The organism is Bacteroidia bacterium, from assembly GCA_040880525.1.
Lineage (GTDB): Bacteria > Bacteroidota > Bacteroidia > CAILMK01 > JBBDIG01 > JBBDIG01.
On the sequence record JBBDIG010000041.1, the window covers coordinates 1 to 20,678 of the forward strand.

The following is a 20,678-nucleotide window of genomic DNA, read 5'->3' on the forward strand; positions in this document are numbered from 1 at the left end:
ACTGCTGCCTCCCGTAGGAGTCGGGCCCGTGTCTCAGTGCCCGTGTGGCTGATCGTCCTCTCAGACCAGCTACCCATCGTAGCCTTGGTAGGCTTTTACTCTACCAACTAGCTAATGGGACGCATGCTCATCCTCAACCACCGGAATTTTATTCCGTCATTGATGCCAATAACGGAACACATGGGGTATTAATCCTCCTTTCGGAGGGCTATCTCCCGGTTGAGGGCAGATTACATACGCGTTACGCACCCGTTCGCCACTCGCCAGCACCCCGAAGGACCTGCTGCCGTTCGACTTGCATGTATTAAGCCTCCCGCTAGCGTTCATCCTGAGCCAGGATCAAACTCTCCGTAGTAGAAAGAGTTTAAGCTAACGTGATATTTCGAAAAAATTCCAGTTCGACCTGGAACCTCTCACCTCTTCAATACCTTCAAAAGAACTATAAACATGACCTCATTTGGCCATTACAAAGAATTTCTTAATCTGAAATGGGGTGCAAAAGTATGGTTAACTTTTTATACCACCAAATTTTATTTTTAAACTTTTTACTCTACCTCCGTCTCTCCGAAAGCGGCTGCAAAGGTAACTCTCTTTTTCAAATTTCAACATCCCTCTTAAAAGAATTACTCAGCCTCCTTCCCTCACCAGTTTTGAGGATCGCAAAGATACCGCAGGATTCCCATTCTCCAAATTATTTTTTGACATTCATAGCCAACAAACTCATCTTAGTTAGTATGCTTCTAATCCAGTTAACTTCTAAGGGTAAAAATCTCTAACATGAAATCTGTGAATTACTATTATTGGTTACTTTTGCACCAAATTTCGCGATACTTTCTATGAAGCATCCCTGGCATCTATTGCCTTTATATGTCCTCATATTATGCCTTTCAAGTTGTTCTGCTCCCTATTTTCAGGATTCTGATTCTTACCTCCTGCAAGAGAATGACGATTCTCTCTCAGTTAACAGGGATTTGGTGGTACGACCCTATGACATCTTATATATCAATGTAAAGACATATGGTACTGAGATAAATGATTACCTGGCCATCACTGATGCCTCTCCACTGGAATCCGGGGCTTATTACAGGGGATATCTGGTTTCACGTAGCGGTACTGTAGAGTTGCCTTTAGTGGGTATGATTCATATCTCAGGAAAGACATTAAAGGAGGTTCGCGAAGAACTGGAAGATCGCTTCAGTAAATATGTAAACAATCCCTTTATTGAGGTAAAATTTTTAACCTTCAAAGTATACGTTTTAGGTGAAGTCCAAAGCCCAGGATTGGTAACATTGGCAACTGAAGCTGGTACTCTTATGGATGCTTTATCCTTGTCCGGAGATTTAACAGATTATGGAAACAGAGAGAAGATTAAGGTGATCCGTCAGGGTGAGCGACCAACGGTTCAATATGTTGATTTAACGAAAACAGATTTTATAGGCGGTGCTGCATTTCATCTACAACCCAATGATATTGTTTATATTGAGCCAATCGCAGTTAAAAACCTTCAAAAGATCACTCCATTTGTCAGTTTAGGACTCTCTCTTTTTACAGCTATTGTTACACTGCTTACATACCTGGCCAGAAGGCAATAAATTCAGAATTTTAGAGGAGTAAAATGAATATTAAAAATCAAATAGAGAAACCAGAAGAGGGACTGGACCTTAAACCAATTTTAATCGCTCTGAGGCGTAACCTGCATCTCTTTTTACTCTTTATTGCAGTTTCTTTATTTGTAAGCTGGTTAGTAAACCGGTATTCCAAAAAGGTATACTCCATTTCCGGAACCATTCTATTACGAGATGAAAGGAACTGGTCAGTAGGCCAGGAGAATTTTTTTGAAGGGATGGCCCTTTTTAAAGGGGCCAAGAGTATTGCTAACCAGAAGGAGCTACTGACCAGCAAGGCTACCATCCATGAAGCGGCTGAACGGCTAAACTATTCTATTGCATATCTGGGATTTGGCCAGATCATGGCCCAGGAATTATACAAATCTTCTCCTTTTGAGGTAGTTGGTGAATTTAAAGAAAAAGGGGAGGAGGTAAAATTCGGTGTAAAATTCCTGAATAAAAATAGCTTTGAGCTTAGCTACTCCAGTGAGGACAAAGACAAATCTTCGGTAATTAAGAAGCAATATCGCTTTGGAGAACCTATAAACAACGAGTACCTGAATGCAAGGATCGTCCTTACGGAATATTTCCATTCCTCAACGAAGAACGGCAGCTTGCATACTGATGAATATCAGTTTTGGCGCGTTACAAATAAGGATATTGCCAGGCAATATACTGGTAAAATCAGCACTGCCAATATCGAAGAATCAACAGTACTGGAGGTATCATTGAAAGATCAGGTGCCAGAAAGAGGGAAGGATTTCCTGAATGCAGTAATGGATGTATATATTGAACAAGGGGTTCAGGAAAAAAGCCTTATTGCCGCTAAGACAGTGATGTTTATTGATGAACAGCTTCAAAATAATCGCGTAACTTTTCAGGAAATGGAAATAGCGCTTGAAGACTTCAAGAGAAAACACGGAATTATAAATATAAGTGGAGAGGCCCAAAATTACCTTGAAAAAGTAAGTGCCCTGGAGGAAAATATCCATATCCTGGATATCGAGATCAAAAGCCTGCAATTACTCAAACAGTACGTTGAAGAAGAGCGCATTGCAGAGGCAACCATTGGAGAGACCATCATACCAAGCGCCTATGACAACCCCGATCCGGTATTGAACAAACTGATCATTGAACTGATCACGCTGCTGCAGCGCAGAAAGGAACTCTTGCAAACTGCCAAAGAAGCTCTTCCACAAATGGAGGCCATCGCCACCCAGATCAATACGCTCAAGGACGATCTTGCTGAGAACATTAACACTATCATCGCAGGAAAAAGACTTAGACAAAGGGAACTGGAGAAAATAGCCACTACTTATGAAAATGAAATTAGTGCGCTTCCTGAAACAGAAATGGAGTTCCTGAGATTGCAACGAAATTTTGGAATACAGGAAGGCGTACTCTCCTATCTGCTTCAAAAGAAGTCAGAGGCTGAAATTGCAAAAGCGGCCACCGTAAGTGATAATTCAATAATTGACTATGCCACGGTCAGCGGTCCTATCAGCCCTGACACCAAACGTAACTATTTGATCGCTTTATTTATTGGCCTGGCTATTCCTTCTCTCATTACATACCTGAGAGTTTATCTTGACGACAGTGTCGGAGACCGTTCCCATTTAGAGTCTTTAACATCTATACCTATTATAGGTACGGTAGGACACAATGATAAAAATTCCAATCTTGTAATTCATAGTCATCCCAAATCCATTATCTCAGAGGCATTCCGCAGCATTCGTACTAACCTACAGTATTTGGGCAGCACTAACGGAGATAAAGAGCATTCTAACGTGATCCTCATTACCTCCATGGTTGGAGGCGAAGGAAAAACCTTTTGTGCTATCAATCTGGCTTCCGTACTTTCTTATGCTGACAAAAGGGTGATCGTCCTCGGCCTTGATTTGAGAAAGCCTAAAATTCACCTCGAATTTGATATTGAAAACACACTGGGCTTAAGCAATTACCTTATCGGGCAAGCGAGTTCTGGAGACATTATAACTAAAACAAAAGTCGAGAACCTGGATCTGATCACTGCCGGCCCCATTCCTCCTAATCCATCTGAACTCCTTCTCAGCCCTAAGATGAAAGAGCTGTTAGCAGAATTGAAACAACAATACGATTATATAATTCTTGACACGCCACCGGTGGGATTGGTTACTGATGCTTCTATACTAATGGGGCATTCAGATATCAACATTTTCATTATTCGCCAGGGATACAGCAAAGTGGAGTATGTAAAAAGTATCAATAAAATTTACAGTGAAGGAAGCTTCAGTAACATCTATACAATCCTCAATGACTTTAAGCGTTCAGGGGTCGGATATAGCTACAAGTATAGCGGCAAGTACGGCTATGGATACGGTTATGGCTACGGATATGGGTATTACGAAGAAGACGAAAAGAAGAAGAAATCTCTGGTAAAACGCATTTTCACCGGTTAATCAAAATCACATTTCATCTAAAATCATGTTTGAGAAATTAAAGAAAAAAGAGGCTAAGATCGCGGTGATCGGACTCGGCTATGTAGGTTTACCCATTGCCCTGGAATTTGCAAAAAAATTCTCAGTAGTGGGTTTTGATATTAATGACAAGCGGGTTCAGATGATGAAAAACAAAATGGACCCAAGTGAAGAGCTGCAATCTGAGGCATTCAACGGTTGCGACATTCTCTTTACAAGCAACACCGAAGATCTTAAAGATGCCATTTTTCATATTGTAGCCGTCCCCACACCCATTGACGAACATAACATTCCGGATTTACGGCCATTGTTCGGGGCCAGTTCGACAGTAGGCAAAGTTTTAAAAAAGGGTGATATCGTGGTTTTTGAATCTACTGTATATCCCGGATGCACAGAGGAAGATTGCGTCCCTATTCTCGAAAAGGAATCTGGCCTGCAGTACATAGACGATTTCAAAGTGGGTTATTCTCCGGAGCGGATCAATCCGGGTGATAAAGAACACACGCTTACCCGCATCACTAAAGTAGTTTCGGGTTGTGATGAGGGCAGTGCCGAAATAATCGCCCAGGTTTACGAAAGCATCATCACAGCGGGAGTATTTCGTGCCCGTAGTATTAAAGTAGCTGAGGCAGCCAAGGTCATTGAAAATACTCAGCGCGATCTCAACATTGCCCTGATGAACGAGCTTTCGATCATTTTCAATAAAATGGATATCAATACTTATGATGTCCTGGAAGCCGCAGGTACAAAATGGAACTTTCTTAAATTCTTCCCGGGTCTGGTAGGGGGCCACTGTATTGGTGTCGATCCATATTACCTCACGCATAAATCAGATGAACTCGGCTACCATGCTAAAGTCATTCTCGCAGGAAGGCAGATCAATGACGGCATGGGAGCACATATTGCCAAGCAGGCGGTCAAGCTGCTAATTGATAAAGATAAGTCGCTGAAACAATGCCGGGTGCTGATCTTGGGTGCAACCTTTAAAGAAAATGTTGCTGACATTCGAAATTCCAAGGTGGCCAATGTGGTGAGTGAACTTATGAGCTATAATCTGAATGTAGACGTTACTGATCCACATGCATCCTCAGAACAATTTGAACATGAATATGGGATAAAACTCATTGAGCAACCCAAAGGAAAATACGATTTGATCATCCTCGCTGTTGCCCACGATGAATATAAAGGCAAAGGAACAGACTACTTCGCAAGCCTTTCATCAGATGGTCCAGTGCTGATGGATATTAAAGGTATTTTTCGCGATCAATTGCCCGACCTCACTTACTGGAGCCTCTAAACAGCCTCTCCCCAATGCCCAAAATCCTTATCACCGGTACTGCCGGATTCATCGGTTTTCACCTGGCGCAAAAGCTTATTGCCGATACCAACTTTGAAATTATCAGTGTTGACGGAATTAACGACTATTATGAGGTGAGCCTGAAAACAGGCCGGCTTAAAGCGTTAGGATTCAATACTGACAATATTTCTTATGGCAAATTCCTTAGCAGTGGCCCACGGCACAAGTTCATTCAGTTGAATCTGGAAGATAAGGATGGAATGGAAAAACTCTTCCATGAACAGCAGTTCGATTACGTTGTCAACCTCGCTGCGCAAGCCGGTGTCCGGTACTCTTTGCAAAATCCAAGGGCCTATGTGCAAAGTAACATTGATGGATTTATAAATATCCTGGAAGGGTGCAGACATAATAAAGTGAGACACCTTGTATACGCTTCCAGTTCTTCGGTTTATGGATTAAACACCTCACAGCCCTTTTCGGTGTCAAATTCTGTGGATCATCCAATTTCGATGTATGCCGCCACCAAAAAGAGCAATGAATTGATGGCCCATACCTATTCCTACTTATATGATATCCCTACTACCGGCCTCCGGTTCTTTACCGTATATGGCCCATGGGGGAGACCGGATATGGCGCTCTTTCTTTTTACCAAAAATATTCTTGAAGAAAAGCCCATTCAGGTTTTTAATAATGGAAACATGAAGCGCGACTTCACCTATGTTCTGGATATAGTGGAAGCCCTTAAACGTCTCCTTCTGATAATACCACAGGGCGATCCTTCATTTAATACAACCGCTCCGGATCCTTCCCGCAGCACTGCACCGTACAAGGTTTTTAACATCGGTAACAACTCTCCGGTAGAACTCATGCACTTTATCAGATGTATTGAGGAAGTAGCAGGAAAAGAAGCTACTATTAATTATATGCCCATACAGCCCGGAGATGTGCCTGAAACTTACGCAGATGTAAAATCTCTTTACGCTGCCATTGACTTTAAACCCGGCACACCCGTGCTGGAAGGTATAAAGGCTTTTGTGAATTGGTACCGCGATTATTATAAGGTATAAGCCTTTCCTCTTCACTATTCGGTAATTCCTATATAGGGTTCATCATTTTCAAATGAATGAGGGGACTTGCGCTGTTAAAAGGTCTGAGGAATACTCACCTCCCTTTCATCTGATAATTTCTGTAAACAAGGCTTACTGCCGGTCGTCAGGCCACCTCTCTTCTTCCATCCTTTTCCGCTTACTCAATTTTTTATAGTACCATGTTTTGCATAGTACTATAAAAGAACCTTTCCTTTGCCAAGATTTCAACTTCCAGATCAAAACTTTAATTCAATTCCAAAAACATTTTGCTCGCTTAAGAAAACTCACCAACTTTGCCGAAACTTTCAAGGTTTTAAAAGTTTCCAATGGATCCGATGGTTCCCTACACAAAACTTTATGACAAAAGAGAAGGATATTATTTCGCAGGTACAGCCTCTTTTCTTCAGGTGTGGTATCAAAAGCATTTCTATGGATGAGATTGCTAATCAGCTTGGTGTATCGAAGAAAACCCTTTATGAGCATTTTCAAAATAAAGCCCAGCTCGTTGAAAAGGTGGTCCTATACTTCTTTGAAAAACATAAAGAAAGGCTCATTGAAGCAGGTAAGATTCCCGGAAATTCAATTGATCAGCTCAATCACATTTTCCAACTTAACTGCCATCAATTCAGGCAGGTACACCCTTCAGTGCTATATGATATAAAGAAGTACTACAACGATAGCTGGACAGCTTTTCAGGCTTACCGCGATGAATTCGTTTATGCCCACATCATGGCAAATCTTGAAGAGGGGATAAAGCAAGGACTTTACAGAAGCGAACTTAACCGGGAAATTATCACCAAACTCTATATAGCCCGCATGGATATTATCATGGATACTCAAATTTTCCCACCGGAAAAATTTTCCTTCAGCCTTATTCTGCACGAACTCTTCGTGTATCATATCCGCGGCATTGCCACAACTAAAGGACTCCAATACCTCGAAAATGAAATCAAACTTGAATTTTAATTTTAAATACAAGATGACTTTTAACAGGATCATCCTTTTCATTCTACTGTTCTTACCCTTTAGCGCGCTAGCTCAAATTGCCGGAGAACCCGCAGTGAAAAACGCTTTTTCACTGGAAGAGGCGCAGCTTTATGCCTTACAGAACAATTTGAATATCAGCAATTCCCGACTGGACGAGGAGATTGCAAGGAAAAAAATTGCGGAAACCCGCGCTATTGGCCTTCCCCAGGTGGATGGCCAGGTTAATTTTCAGAAATTTCTCGACATTCCTGTGCAGCTTATTCCGGCTGAATTTTTTGGCGGACCTCCCGGCACATTCGAAGAAATTCGCTTTGGCACCAATTACAATCTCACCGCCCAGTTGAGCGTAAATCAACTGCTTTTTGACGGCACCTATTTCGTTGGACTCAAGGCTGCTGCGGTTTATGCAGAACTCTCTCAGCGGCAAACGCACCTGTCAGAGCTGGACGTAAAACTCAACGTGGAGAAAGCCTACTTTACTGCACTCCTCTCCTCCACCAATCTTCAGTTTATGCAACGCAATATGGAAGAAGCTGAACGGCAACTTTTTGAAACGCAACAGCTTTACGAAAATGGATTCGTGGAACAGCTTGATGTTGACCGCCTGCAACTGAACCTGAATAACCTGGAGAACCAGATCAATGCGTTAGAACGGCAAAAGGATGCCGCCAGGCTCCTGTTGAAATTCCAGATGGGCTATCCGATGGCGGATGATATTCTGCTAACCGACAGCCTTGAACGTTTTGCCAATGAACCTGCGTCCCCCGTTGCGGAGGGTGATTATACCTCGAACAGGATCGAATATCAGCTTCTGCAAACTCAGGCAGAACTTCAGAAACTTAATACACAAAGCTATAACGTTTCGTACCTGCCAAGCATTAGTGGCAGCTTTATTCACCAGCAAGTGGCACAGCGAAATGAATTCAACTTTACGCAATCAGGCTACCCCTGGTTTCCGAGCACCATTCTGGGCGTAACCTTGCGATTGCCAATATGGGACAGCTTTACGAAGAGTGCTCAGATACAGCAATCAAAACTGGAACTGGAAAAAATACTGAATCAACAGGATAACCTTTCTGAATCCGTAAGCCTGGAAGTGGCGCAGGCAAGGAATGATCTGCTTACCGCGCAGGAACAATTCGCTACGCAGGAGCAAAACCTGGAACTGGCCGAGCGGATACATGAAAAAAGCAATATTAAATATAAAGAAGGAGTAGGCAGCAGCCTGGAACTGAGCACTGCCCAATCCTCCTTTTATCAAACCCAAACCAACTACTTCACTGCCCTTTATGAATTGCTGATTGCACGGGCTGAGCTACAAAAGGCGACCGGACAATATGCTGACTGAAACGATGAATTTTAACAGAATGAAAACTATTAGCATCAATTTAAACATGAAAAAACTAATCATACTTCTGATGCTTGCAGCCGGAATACAGGCATGCAGCGGCAATGGAGAAGGCGATCTGGACGCTAAAAAGAAGGAGCTTTCAGAGAAAAAGGCTGAACTAAAGGAAATCGAGAAAGAAATAAAATCCCTGCAAATTGAGATAGCAAAACTGGATACCTCCACGAACTATCGCAAGAACGTGACTTTGGTAGAGGTGGATCCTGTTGACACCGGCATTTTCCGGCATTTCATCGAAATTCAGGGCACCGCGAAATCACGCCAGAATGTTCAGGTCTATCCTGACGTGTCCGGGCAAATACTGCAGATCCTTGTGAGAGAAGGCCAGAGAGTGAGCGAGGGACAATTGCTCGCGAAGCTGGACAACGACATCATAGCCCGCAACATTGAGGAACTCGAAACAGCTTACGATCTGGCCAACACCACTTTTGAGAAACAGGAAAGGCTCTGGAAACAGGATATTGGTTCTGAAATGCAATATCTGCAGGCTAAGAACCAGAAAGAAAGCCTGGAAAACCAGATCAACTCTGCACGGGCTCAGCTTTCAAAAACGCAGATCACCGCGCCCATTAACGGAATGGTGGACGAGGTAATGCTGAATCCTGGCGAAATGGCCAATCCTGCTCAGCCTCTTTTCCGGGTGGTAAACCTGGATAAGATCGAGGTTTCTGCTGAAGTATCAGAGCGATACATTGGTAAGATAGAAACAGGAGACACCGCCCTCGTCAGCTTTCCTTCACTTAACCTCGATATAAATGTTCCCGTAACGTATGTAAGCCAGGTCGTGAATCCTGGAGACAGAACTTTCCGGGTGGATGTGCTGCTGGATAACCGCGACAAAAAGATAAAACCCAATGTGATGGCGGTTCTGAAGCTGAATGACTACACCAGTGAAAATACGGTAATTGTGCCTACCCATGTAGTACAGCAATCCAACCGGGGCGCATTTGTTTTTGTGGCAGATAAAACCAACGAAGGGCCAGTAGCAAAAAAGGTTTTTATTGAACCCGGCAACACTTACGATCTGGAGACAGAAGTGCTCACCGGCCTCAGCGGCAATGAAAGACTTATCACACGAGGCTACCAGGATCTGACAGATGGCGACCCCATTCGCCTGAAGAGTGAGACCGCCCAAAATCAGCTTTAACAGGGAAAATTCTCTCCTTTATTTCAAACAGTAAATATGAGCACTGAAAAAGCACCCGATAAAAACAAGGTGATACGTTCATTTGGGATCACCAATCTTTCGCTCCTTAACAGGATCAGCGTACTCATCATTACGCTCCTTATTACATTCGGAGGTCTATACTCCTATATCATTATCCCCAAAGAATCCTTTCCTGAAATTGTAATACCTACTATATATATAGGTACCGCATATCCTGGAAACTCTCCGGTGGATATGGAAAATCTTATCACCCGGCCCATAGAAAAAGAGCTGAAATCTTTGACGGGGCTGAAGAAGATCGGTTCTACATCTATCCAGGATTTTTCCACCATAATCGTAGAGTTCAATCCCGGGGTGGATATTCCTAAGGCTTTGCAGGATACCAAAGATGCCGTGGACCGGGCAAAAAAGGATTTGCCGACTGACCTGGATAATGATCCAAACGTCTTCGAAATCAACTTCAGTGAGTTTCCTATCATGACCGTAAATATTTCCGGTGATTATGATTTGGATAAACTGAAAGAATTCGCGGAATATCTGCAGGATGATATCGAGGGTCTTAGTGAAATTTCGAGTGCCGACATTCTGGGAGCGCTGGAAAGAGAAATATATATTAATGCAGATCCCTTTGCTATGGCGGCAAGCCAGGTTTCGTTCTCTGATATTGAAACCGCCATCAGCAATGAAAATATGTCAATGTCTGCAGGCGATCTCCTTTCAGATGATTTCAGGCGGACCATCAGAATCACGGGCGAATTCCAGGATCCGATGCAGCTTCAGAATGTGATCGTTAAAAAGGAAAAAGACCGTACGGTTTATCTCCGCAATGTGGCTACCGTAAGCGACAGTTACCAGGAGCGCGAGAGCTACGCCCGCTCCGGTGGGTTACCCGTTATATCGCTGCAAGTGGTAAAGAGGAGCGGAGAAAATCTGCTGAAAGCTGCAGATAAGATCACTGCACTTATTGAGACGGCCAAGGCTGAGAAGCTCCCTGAAAATGTAACGATTAATATTACAAATGATCAGAGCAAGTTTACCCGCAATAGTGTAAACAACCTGGAAAACAGCATCATCTCAGGTGTGATTCTGGTGGTTTTAGTGCTGCTCTTTTTTATGGGTGTAAGAAATGCACTATTCGTAGGGATGGCCATTCCATTGTCAATGTTCATGGCTTTTTTGGTGCTCAATTTTTCTGGCGTTACGCTGAATATGATGGTGCTGTTCGGGCTTATCCTGGCGCTGGGAATGCTGGTGGACAACGGGATTGTAGTCATCGAAAATATATACAGGCTGATGCAGGAAGGCTATTCGCCATTACGGGCCGCGAAAGAAGGAGCCGGAGAAGTAGCGCTGCCCATTATCACCTCCACGCTTACTACCGTTGCCGCATTTGTTCCGCTCGCATTCTGGCAGGGCATCATCGGGGAATTCATGAAGTACCTCCCTATTACGCTGATCATTGTCCTTTCTTCCTCACTTTTCGTAGCCCTCGTTATCAACCCGGTTTTCGCATCTTACTTCATGAAGCTGGATGACAAAGCCAAAAAGGGACGTAAAAAACTGATTATCATCAGCATGATAATGCTTCTCGTGGCAGTCCTGTGCTATACCATCAATCTCAATTTGCTGGGTGGGTTGCTTATCGTGGGTGCCTTTCTGGTGGTTCTTAATATGTATGTGCTCAACCCTACCTCCCACTGGTTTCAGGAAAAAGCGATGCCTAGGCTAGAGCGATTTTACAGATCACACTTGCGCTCCGCATTGATAGGCAAAGCGCCCTATTTCTATTTTGGAGGAACCTTCGCTGTGCTCATCCTCGTGCTGATGCTGTTTGGAATGTTTGCTCCCAAGATAGACCTGTTTCCGGATAATGATCCGCAGTATATAAATGTCTTTGCCGAGCTCCCCATCGGGACCGACATTGAATATACTGATTCGGTTACCAAAATTATGGAGAAGCGGATTTTTGAAATAATGGAACCTTACGGAGATGCTGTGGAAGCTGTAATTGCCAACGTGGGGGCAGGGGCGGGAGATGATATGGACATGGGAAATAATATCACTCCCAACAGAAGCCGCATTACCATTTCATTCGTGGAATATGAATTCAGAGATACCATCTCTACAAAAGCCATCATGGAGGACTTGCGCAATTCTTTTAATGATCTTGCCGGTGTTGAAATTACAGTTGATAAGAATCAAATGGGACCTCCGGTCGGCAAACCGATCAATATTGAAGTAAGCGGAGAAGATTACGATGAACTGATCGCATTGAGTGAAAACCTCATCCAAACGATTGATAATGCTAACATTCATGGAATTGAGGAACTCAAGATGGACCTGGAGACTCAAAAGCCTCAGATCCTCATGAATATTGACAGGGAAAAAGCGCGCAGATATGGCCTCAGCACCGGACGAATAGCTTCAGATCTCAGAACCGCGCTCTTTGGTAAAGAAATCAGCAAATTCAAGGAAGGGGAAGATGAATATGAAATTACCCTGAAGCTGGATGACAAATACCGGTATAATCTGCCAGTGCTGATGAATCAGCGAATTACTTTCAGAGACCAGGCAAGCGGCAACGTTCAGCAAGTTCCTATTTCGGCCCTGGCCGAGCTTGAATACAGTTCAACCTACGGTTCTGTAAAAAGAAAGGATCTTGACAGGGTAATTACCATTTACAGCAACGTAACCGGAGATGGAAACGCAACGCAGATCGTAGGGCAAATTCAAGAATTGCTCAGCGACTTTGAAATGCCTGCCGGATACGATGTGAAATTTACAGGGGAACAGGAAGAGCAGGAAAAATCTTTCATTTTCCTGGTTCAGGCAATGATGATAGCGGTCTTTGCCATTGTATTAATACTTGTATCTCAGTTCAATTCTATCATCAAACCCCTTATCATCCTCTTCTCGGTGATCTTCAGCACCATTGGAGTTTTCCTCGGATTATTGGTATTTCGGATGGACTTTATTGTGATCATGACCGGTATTGGAATTATCTCACTTGCAGGAATTGTGGTGAACAACGCCATCGTACTCATTGACTATACCGATCTTGTCCGCAAGCGAATGAGAAAAGAATTAGGGCTGGAGGAGCAGCGTCTTCCGCATGATCAGTTTGTGGATGCCATTGTAGAAGGCGGTGCTACCAGGCTGCGACCCGTTTTGCTTACGGCCATCACCACAGTACTGGGCCTCATACCACTTGCCACGGGTTTGAATATTAACTTCTACGGGCTCCTGGCGCATTTCCAACCAGACATTTATTGGGGAGGCGATAATGCTGCGTTTTGGGGACCTATGGCGTGGACAGTGGTATTCGGACTAACCTTCGCTACCTTTCTCACTTTGGTGATCGTACCGGTGATGTACGTACTCAGCGACAGGCTGGCTACGGTTTTTGACAAAAGCCAGCGCCACTCACATTCCCTGGCCGAAGCTAAACAAAAAGAAGCCTCAGGGGACGAAGGAAATTTATCGCCCGCAACCCTTTAGTTTTTTAGAATTAAATCAGGAATAAAAAAACACCCTGGCAGGAAAAAATTGTCAGGGTGTTTTCTTTTCCAGACCGGCCTGCGCCTGCGCCTGCGTCTTTTTCCAAATAAGGAATATTAATGCAAAGCCTGCTGTAATGGCGCCACATGAAAATGCATAAGGAAAGCGGGAATCATCGCTGCTGTATATCGTTCCTGAAATTAAAGCGCCCGAACCCACTCCTATTTCCAGGGCGATGTAGAGCGTGGCCATCGCACGCCCAAAGTATTTTTTATCGCTCAGATCTATGGCCCAGGCAAAGAGCGTAGGAGCGTTCATACCTGCAGCCACTCCGAAAACCACTGCTGCTGAAAGCAAAGCAAATGGCGTTTCGGAGAGCGCGATCAATATCATGGAGAGCATGAGCAGTGAAGTGGAAACCAGCATAACATTTATCCGCCCGAATTTATCAGAAGCCTTGCCGGCAAAAAACCTGATACCCACCGAAGAAAGTGTAAAAACAGTAAAGAACCAGCCCTTATTGGTAAGCCCGATGAATTCGCTGTAATCCGGAATAATGGTGAGGATAATGCCAAAAGAAAAAACTGTCAGCATCATAATGAGTGAAGGCGTAACCACACTCTTTTGATAAACATCGGCCCAGGAAATCCGGAGCACAGAAATCTTGAATTTTTCCGGGAAAGAGAGCGTTTCCTTCATTCCGGCCAGAATGAGCACAGACAGCAGCGCAGAAGCCGAAGATGCGTAAAACATGAGATCGAGAGACCACAACTCCGCCAGCCAGCTACCCAGGGCCGGACCTGAAGCCATACCCAGGCTGCCACTGAGTCCTGCCACCCCAATGGCCTCGCCTCTGCGATTTGCCGGGACAATATCCGCCAGGTATGCCACCGTACCCGTTGGCTTGAAACCCGTACTGAATCCATGGAAAAACCGCAATAGCAGGAAAGCCCATACGGCTGACACCCATGGATAAATGGCTCCGCAAATAGCGGCCACCACGGCTCCGGCCACCATAACCGGGATCCGCCCGATGCGATCAGTAAGTTTTCCGCTGAAGGGCCTGGAAATACCGGCCGTCAGAGCAAACAGAAAAATGATGAGACCAATATAATCCTGGCCGCCCATGCTGCTGAGGTAACCCGGCAGTTCAGGAATGATCATATTAAAACTGGCAAAAAAGAGAAAGGAGCTTAGGCAAAGCAGCCAGAACTGCGCGGTGTAGATGGAGCGGATCATAGAGAAATGAGTGCAAAGGTGAGTACCCGTTTCGACTTCAGCAAGCCCCGGTCTTCGCCCTTTGTTTAATTATTCTCAGACGGCATACGAACCGCACCTGCATCATCACGTTTATACCTTTTAAAATAAATATTTTAATGCTGAAACCTTTTACTTTTTTCCTGATAGTGCTGTTTTATTTTCCACTGAATTCTGATGCTCAAATAACTGCAGTACCACAGGAAGATACTGCATGGACGCTAGGCAGTGTCTTTTCCCTGAACTTTAACCAAACCGGCCTTTCAAACTGGCAGGGTGGCGGACAAAGTACGATGGCCTTTGGAAGCCTCCTGCAGGCTGATGCCGATTATATTAAGGGTTCCTGGAGCTGGATTAACGATCTGGAGGCAGGCTATAGCATTTTGAAACAGGGCCGCGATGGCCAATGGATTAAAAGTGACGACCGCCTGCAAATCAGCAGTAAAGCCGGCAGAGCCTTTATCAAGAATTTCAACGTATCATTTCTTCTTGATTTCCAAACGCAAATGGATGTGGGTTATGAATTTTACACTGACTCATTAGGCGAAGATCAGCGCAGGGTCATTTCCCGGTTTATGGCACCGGGTTACCTGCTAACGGCCCTGGGTGCTGAATATCAGCCCAATAAGCGATTCTACTTATTTCTCTCTCCGCTCACCATGAAAACCACCTTTGTACTGGATGATACGCTTGCAGCAAGGGAAATATATGGCAATGAGAATGGCGAAATGATAAGAACGGAATTCGGAGCAAACTTCAGCAGCCGCCTGAAACTGGAACTGATGAAAAATGTGACACTCCAGACTTCCCTCAATTTATTTTCCAATTATCAAACGCCAACCCTTATTGATGTGGATTGGCAAACGATGACTGTATTTAAAGTAAATGACTTTATCTCCGCCAATTTCTCCACGCATCTCATCTATGACCATGACATTGAGATAGAAACGGAAGATGGCACCACCGGACCTGCCACACAGTTCAAGGAGGTATTGAACATTGGGATCACTTACGAGATTAAGAATAGAGAGTAACCGGGAAAGGATATAAACCGCTCCATCCATACGTTTCAGGGAAATAAATTAAGCAGTTTGCATCATCCGATTCCAAGAATGATATTAAGTTTGGATAAAACTTAAATAAAACGTTTAAAATCGCGCAGCCAAAAAGCTGCCTGTATTGTAGTATTAAAAATTTCACCAAAATTCAAAGCCTATGAAGCGGATCCTTACACCAGTAGATTTTTCAGAAGACTCGATCAATGCACTTCAGCACGCCATTTATATTGCAAAAAAGATGGGTGCAGAGATTCATTTATTGCACGTCAAACCTGACAAAAGCGTTTTTTCTCTCTTTGGTAATTCCAAAGATGAGTTCAGCGAAACCGAAATTGCAGATAACCTGGACCGGCTTATTGACCGGCTCAGCACGGAAAATGGAATTTCGCTACACCGCCACATCAGGGCGGGGAAAATCTCCAGAGAAATTGCCCAGGCAGCCGAGGAGATTGATACATTTATGATCGTAATGGGCACGCATGGGCGCTCCGGGGTTGAGGAATTCTGGATGGGGAGCAATTCTTTCAAGGTCGTTTCCCAGGCGCCCTGCCCGGTCCTTACGCTGCGCAAAAATTTTGAACAGTACGAGATCACCAGAATTGTACTTCCGCTTGACAATTCACCCGAAACCCGGCAAAAGGTGCCGCATACGGTGGAGTTTGCCAAGTATTTCAATGCCTCCATTCATGTGCTTGCCGTAATCTCTGACAGGACCGAAGGCGTCATAAACCGCATCACCCGGTACCAGATGCAGGTCGTGGATTATATCAAGGAATACGATGTGGATTGGAAAACCGATACGGTTTATGGGGATAACATCACCAATGCTACGATAGAATATGCGAAGGAAGTAAAGGCTTCACTGATCGCGATTATGACCGAGCAGGAAATTGATGCCTCCAATCTCGTACTTGGCCCTTATGCCCAGCAGATGGTGAACCACTCCCCTATCCCGGTATATAGCGTTCGGCCCCGGCAGGATATTCACGTCTCGCTTTACTGATCCACAGGAAATAATCTGATAGCTAAAAAAGGCCCTCCTCGCGAAGGGCCTTTTTTTTTAACCGTTAAAATCCAAACCGCTATACCCATTGTTTAACAAGAGCAGACCAGGTATATGATTTCCCCCAACTCTCGCTGGCCAACTTCACCACACGGTCAATTTCTTTAGCGGGTACTTTGCTCAAATTGTCTTTTACCTCCAGTTCATTAAAATGAAAAGCATAGAGCCTGGCGGCAAACTCGTGGAAAGGCAATGAACTTTCTCCATGCCGTTCACCATTTCCATTTACAGTAGGCTTTATATTCTGTCCCCAGTCCTGGCGTCCCTCATTGTTCGGATTCAGAAAGTAGGCGCGCATTTCTCCGCTGTTAGGATCATGCTTTACGCGCAGTAAAGACACGGCATGAAATCCTACCATCAGCCCCGTGTTGGTGGTAATGAATATGCCCACAGGATTTGGAAAAACCATCATCCGTTCGCCATTATACTTAGGATGAAATGCGGCATAGAACAGCCTCACGAAACCAGGAAAATCCAGAATTGTATTGGTAAAATAGTCGTAAGCCGAAGCAAAGCCCACCTGCACCCATTGGCCATACAGAGCCGGATTCACCCATTTATGCTGATCCTCTCCACGGCCCGCAGACATGCGCATCATTTCATTATATACCTTATCTAAATGCGGAACCAGTACGGCTGAAACCGGGTCCAGATTATAATCCAGTTCATCAATAAGTCCCTTTCCCAGCTTGCTGCTTTCCAGGTCAGTATTCTCAAAGCGCATAATCAGATTGTTCTGGGTCGCCACCGTGATGATCGTGTTCAGCAGCTTGGCCGGGGCATGCTGGCTCCACATGCTCATGCCGCGTGCTGACTGGCATGTGGCATTATTGCCCTGCCCGATTCCCAGTGGCAATCCCAGCATCCGTACGGTAGCATCAATCAGGTATTGCCGTGCCGTTACAGAAGGATGCCGGTTGATGATGGTTTTCAGAATCCTCTCCTCCACCTGCGGAAGAATGTGGGCTTTGCGCAGATTATTCAACCCGGCACTTACCGGACTTCTGGTGAAGAGATTCCGCTCCAGCATACATGCCAGCCCGTAAATTCCGAAGTAATTATAGATGCTGAAAGTTTCTTTGATGAGCGCTGAAATCCGTTTGGTACTAGTTTCCCATTCGGCTTTGCCAGCGTCATTCAATCCCAGTACAAGCGGTAAGATCTCTGGATGCTTTTCCACGGAATGCAGCATGAGTGCGGCAACATAAGGATTGCTGAGTCCGGTGTTTTTCAGAAAGCCGGAGACCTGCTCAGCTTCAGCTTTTAATGTCGGCAAGCCAGCTTTGGCAATGGCAGCGGCATATTTTTCCGGATCAGGGTATTTACGGGAAAGTTTGCTGGGACGCAGCAACGCATCAACATAATACTTGAGTTGCCTGTCAGCTTCAGCATCTTCATTCAGTTCCAGCTTTGAATCAACAAGATGGATAAGCTGCCGTATCCTGAGCGTAACTACCGGCCGCTGTTCGCAGGTCAACCGTATTTCCTCTGCCAGTTTCTCCTTTATCCCCTCCAGACCTGATTTATCAATAATAAACTGAAACAGGTTATAAACCTTCTGAAGCTCCTGCCGGCTCATCACCACCCGTGATTCCTCGGTCAGGTCCTGGAATACGAATTCAAGATTATGGACAATTACTTCCTGGATATATGCCGCTGCGTCCTCCTTTTTAATCACAGGATCCTGAACGTCCTGCTCGGCATAGGCCAGCATCCGCAGTTCACTCAGCATTTCAATGGAAGCGCTTGGGGGGCCGGCACGCAACGTACCTTTTACAAAGCCCGGTATTAGCTTCCCGGGATCTTTCCAGGCGCTGTTTCCAAATACCCCTGCTTTTTCTATCTCCAGGATTTTCTCATAAACGGACTGGATTCCCTCCGTGGTTTGCATGAACGTGTCTAACTGGCTAACGAGTTTGCGTGCTTTTTCATCTTTCGTCAGCGGTGTTGCCTCTTTCAACTCATGGAGGCTTTCTTCGAGATTAGTATGGATGTTCTCCGCGATTGCGATCATTAATATTATTAGTGAATGTTTTTGGGTTAAATATAGAAATCCACGTTTTCGTAGTATTTCAGTAATTCTGTCATGCGGTCAGGGTCTTCGCCTCTGAAATTGACAGTGCCGAAGTGGTTGCCGAAACCTTGCCGCGAACTCACTTTTTGACCTGCATAAGGAGGTATAAGTGTATGATCAAGAAAATAGGGCTCGTCATTTAATTCATCCGGAATTTCCAGTTTTGAAATTTGATCCTTTCGGGGATAGATCATCACATTGCCATAGTAATTTTCTGGTTTATAATCCCTGGGCGGAAAAATTTCATCAAGTTCAGCCTCGGTGAGTGAAGGGTCGTGGATCATTACAAAAGCAGCCAGCGCATCGAAATTATAGGCTTTGCCCGCAAGCTCCAGAATGTGGCCACCCGGTATCCGGCATGCCACTTCGCCAAAACTCAGTTCATCGTTCTCATCAAGAAACCATTCAGGGTGGATCATCCCGTATTCTATCCCGAATATTTTTATCAACTGCTCCATCTTCTGCATGATGAGGGGCCGCTTTGAAGCCAGGTAATGGCCTTCAGGTATAAAGTTGGAATATCCCAGGTGTACGTATTCAGTAATATTCAGAAAGCGAATTTTCCCGGCATGAATGTATGCTTCGCACGAAAATTCACGGCCGGAGAGGTGGCTTTCAGCCAGGCATGGAAAATCAGCATCCTCAATCTTTTCATCAATATCAGCCTGTGAACGGAGCAGGCGATGACCAATGGTTCCGGCAGCAGCAAAAGGCTTCAGGTGTACCCAACTATCTTCTTCCCCATCAAGCTGAAGATTGGCCTGGTTCAGCCGCTTCATAAATTCCCTGACCTGCTCGCGATTATGCACCTCTTCAAACAGCCCCACGCGCAGGCCACCAATCAGGGCCTTGCGTTTCATCATTGCTTTATTCCTGAACAAAAATGCGCGGTTCATTACCCGTGGGTCATCACGGTACATAGAATTGAGCGCCCCGGCCCATTCCACAGTCTCTTCGTAAAGCGGCACAGCCACATCGGCATTGTACGGCTTCAGCTTTTCGAGAAGGTCCAGGGAATTAGAGGTGTCGCTCCATTCATCCAGGTGGTAACTTACGAATGGGATGTTGTTCTCCTTTGCATACGGCTCAAAGTCCGGAAGAGAAACCACGACATAGGGTTTCGATGCTTTTTGCATACTTTCAATTACCGGAAGGCTCCATCCGATGAGTGCATAACAGTTGGCCATGATGTTTCAAATTTAAAATGATAATTAAAACCAATATAAAAGGAAAAATGGAAGCTTGTTCATTCCGCACCATTCCTTTTATTACATGAGCATAGCAAGAAGAAGGAAGAATTGTTCGATTAGTGATTGGCGATTACCCGTTTGCTTTTGGCTTTTGGCAAAAAAGGTTGGCTGAACACGGATTCTAGTGAAAATTCATTGTGGTGATTTAATGCATAATTATCCGTAGCGTAGGGTTTAAACCCTACGCTACGGATAATATCAGGTTAAATCGCATTAGCATAATGGTAAAGGTTAAACGGTATTATCTCTATTTTTAATAGAAGAATTTTATCCATTCTTTGCCCATCCTGTAGTTGCCAGCCGTCTAAGGGTTTGGAACCCTCTGACAGCCTAAGTGTATCCTGCCCAACCTTATTTTTCAGAATAAACCTTAGTAACCCAGCCCCCCTGTTAAAACCTTATTTAATAAAACCTTATAGGTATAGGCTTTTAGATCGCAATTCTAAAGTGCTGATTTAATTCGTTTT

At 44.6% G+C, this 20,678-nt stretch carries 13 protein-coding genes and 1 rRNA gene; 10 read left to right on the top strand and 4 right to left on the bottom strand.

Going from position 1 to position 20,678, the window contains the following annotated elements; all coding sequences use genetic code 11:
- Positions 1 to 355: ribosomal RNA gene (locus tag WD077_11985) — 16S ribosomal RNA — on the bottom strand; the annotation flags it as partial.
- A gap of 481 nt (positions 356 to 836) precedes the next feature.
- Here WD077_11985 and WD077_11990 point away from each other — a divergent pair.
- The 8 genes from WD077_11990 (at position 837) to WD077_12025 (ending at position 13,509) form a co-directional block, all read left to right on the top strand.
- Entirely contained in the window at positions 837 to 1,592 is a 756-nt protein-coding gene (locus tag WD077_11990) for a polysaccharide biosynthesis/export family protein (protein ID MEX0967952.1), read from the top strand.
- Between the two features lie 23 nt (positions 1,593 to 1,615).
- Positions 1,616 to 4,045: a polysaccharide biosynthesis tyrosine autokinase gene (locus WD077_11995; GenBank protein ID MEX0967953.1), complete on the top strand. Its 2,430-nt coding sequence runs from the start codon at positions 1,616 to 1,618 to the stop codon at positions 4,043 to 4,045.
- A gap of 25 nt (positions 4,046 to 4,070) precedes the next feature.
- Entirely contained in the window at positions 4,071 to 5,360 is a 1,290-nt protein-coding gene (locus WD077_12000; GenBank protein MEX0967954.1) for a nucleotide sugar dehydrogenase, read from the top strand.
- Positions 5,361 to 5,374: 14 nt separating this feature from the next.
- A complete protein-coding gene (locus tag WD077_12005; GenBank protein MEX0967955.1) occupies positions 5,375 to 6,427 on the top strand; it encodes an NAD-dependent epimerase in 1,053 nt (350 codons plus the stop codon).
- 378 nt (positions 6,428 to 6,805) lie between these two features.
- A complete protein-coding gene (locus WD077_12010; GenBank protein MEX0967956.1) occupies positions 6,806 to 7,414 on the top strand; it encodes a TetR/AcrR family transcriptional regulator in 609 nt (202 codons plus the stop codon).
- Positions 7,392 to 8,783, top strand: a complete 1,392-nt coding sequence (locus WD077_12015) for a TolC family protein (GenBank protein MEX0967957.1) — start codon at positions 7,392 to 7,394, stop codon at positions 8,781 to 8,783. The genes WD077_12010 and WD077_12015 overlap by 23 nt, the downstream gene beginning before the upstream one ends.
- Before the next feature lie 46 nt (positions 8,784 to 8,829).
- Positions 8,830 to 9,990, top strand: a complete 1,161-nt coding sequence (locus tag WD077_12020) for an efflux RND transporter periplasmic adaptor subunit (protein MEX0967958.1) — start codon at positions 8,830 to 8,832, stop codon at positions 9,988 to 9,990.
- 36 nt (positions 9,991 to 10,026) lie between these two features.
- Positions 10,027 to 13,509, top strand: coding sequence for an efflux RND transporter permease subunit (locus WD077_12025; protein MEX0967959.1), 3,483 nt, complete (start codon positions 10,027 to 10,029; stop codon positions 13,507 to 13,509).
- 51 nt (positions 13,510 to 13,560) lie between these two features.
- On the opposite strand, the gene WD077_12030 is transcribed toward WD077_12025, so the two are convergent.
- Positions 13,561 to 14,748: an MFS transporter gene (locus tag WD077_12030; protein ID MEX0967960.1), complete on the bottom strand. Its 1,188-nt coding sequence runs from the start codon at positions 14,746 to 14,748 to the stop codon at positions 13,561 to 13,563.
- A gap of 137 nt (positions 14,749 to 14,885) precedes the next feature.
- Here WD077_12030 and WD077_12035 point away from each other — a divergent pair, with 137 nt between their 5' ends.
- Complete coding sequence (locus tag WD077_12035; GenBank protein ID MEX0967961.1) at positions 14,886 to 15,800, top strand: DUF3078 domain-containing protein; 915 nt, start codon at positions 14,886 to 14,888, stop codon at positions 15,798 to 15,800.
- Positions 15,801 to 15,981: 181 nt separating this feature from the next.
- Entirely contained in the window at positions 15,982 to 16,827 is an 846-nt protein-coding gene (locus tag WD077_12040) for a universal stress protein (protein ID MEX0967962.1), read from the top strand.
- A 79-nt stretch (positions 16,828 to 16,906) separates the two neighbouring features.
- Here the strand turns inward: WD077_12040 and WD077_12045 are convergent, their stop codons facing one another.
- Positions 16,907 to 18,901: a hypothetical protein gene (locus WD077_12045; GenBank protein ID MEX0967963.1), complete on the bottom strand. Its 1,995-nt coding sequence runs from the start codon at positions 18,899 to 18,901 to the stop codon at positions 16,907 to 16,909.
- Positions 18,902 to 18,927: 26 nt separating this feature from the next.
- A complete protein-coding gene (locus WD077_12050) occupies positions 18,928 to 20,148 on the bottom strand; it encodes a carboxylate--amine ligase (GenBank protein ID MEX0967964.1) in 1,221 nt (406 codons plus the stop codon).
- Positions 20,149 to 20,678 lie beyond the last annotated feature (530 nt).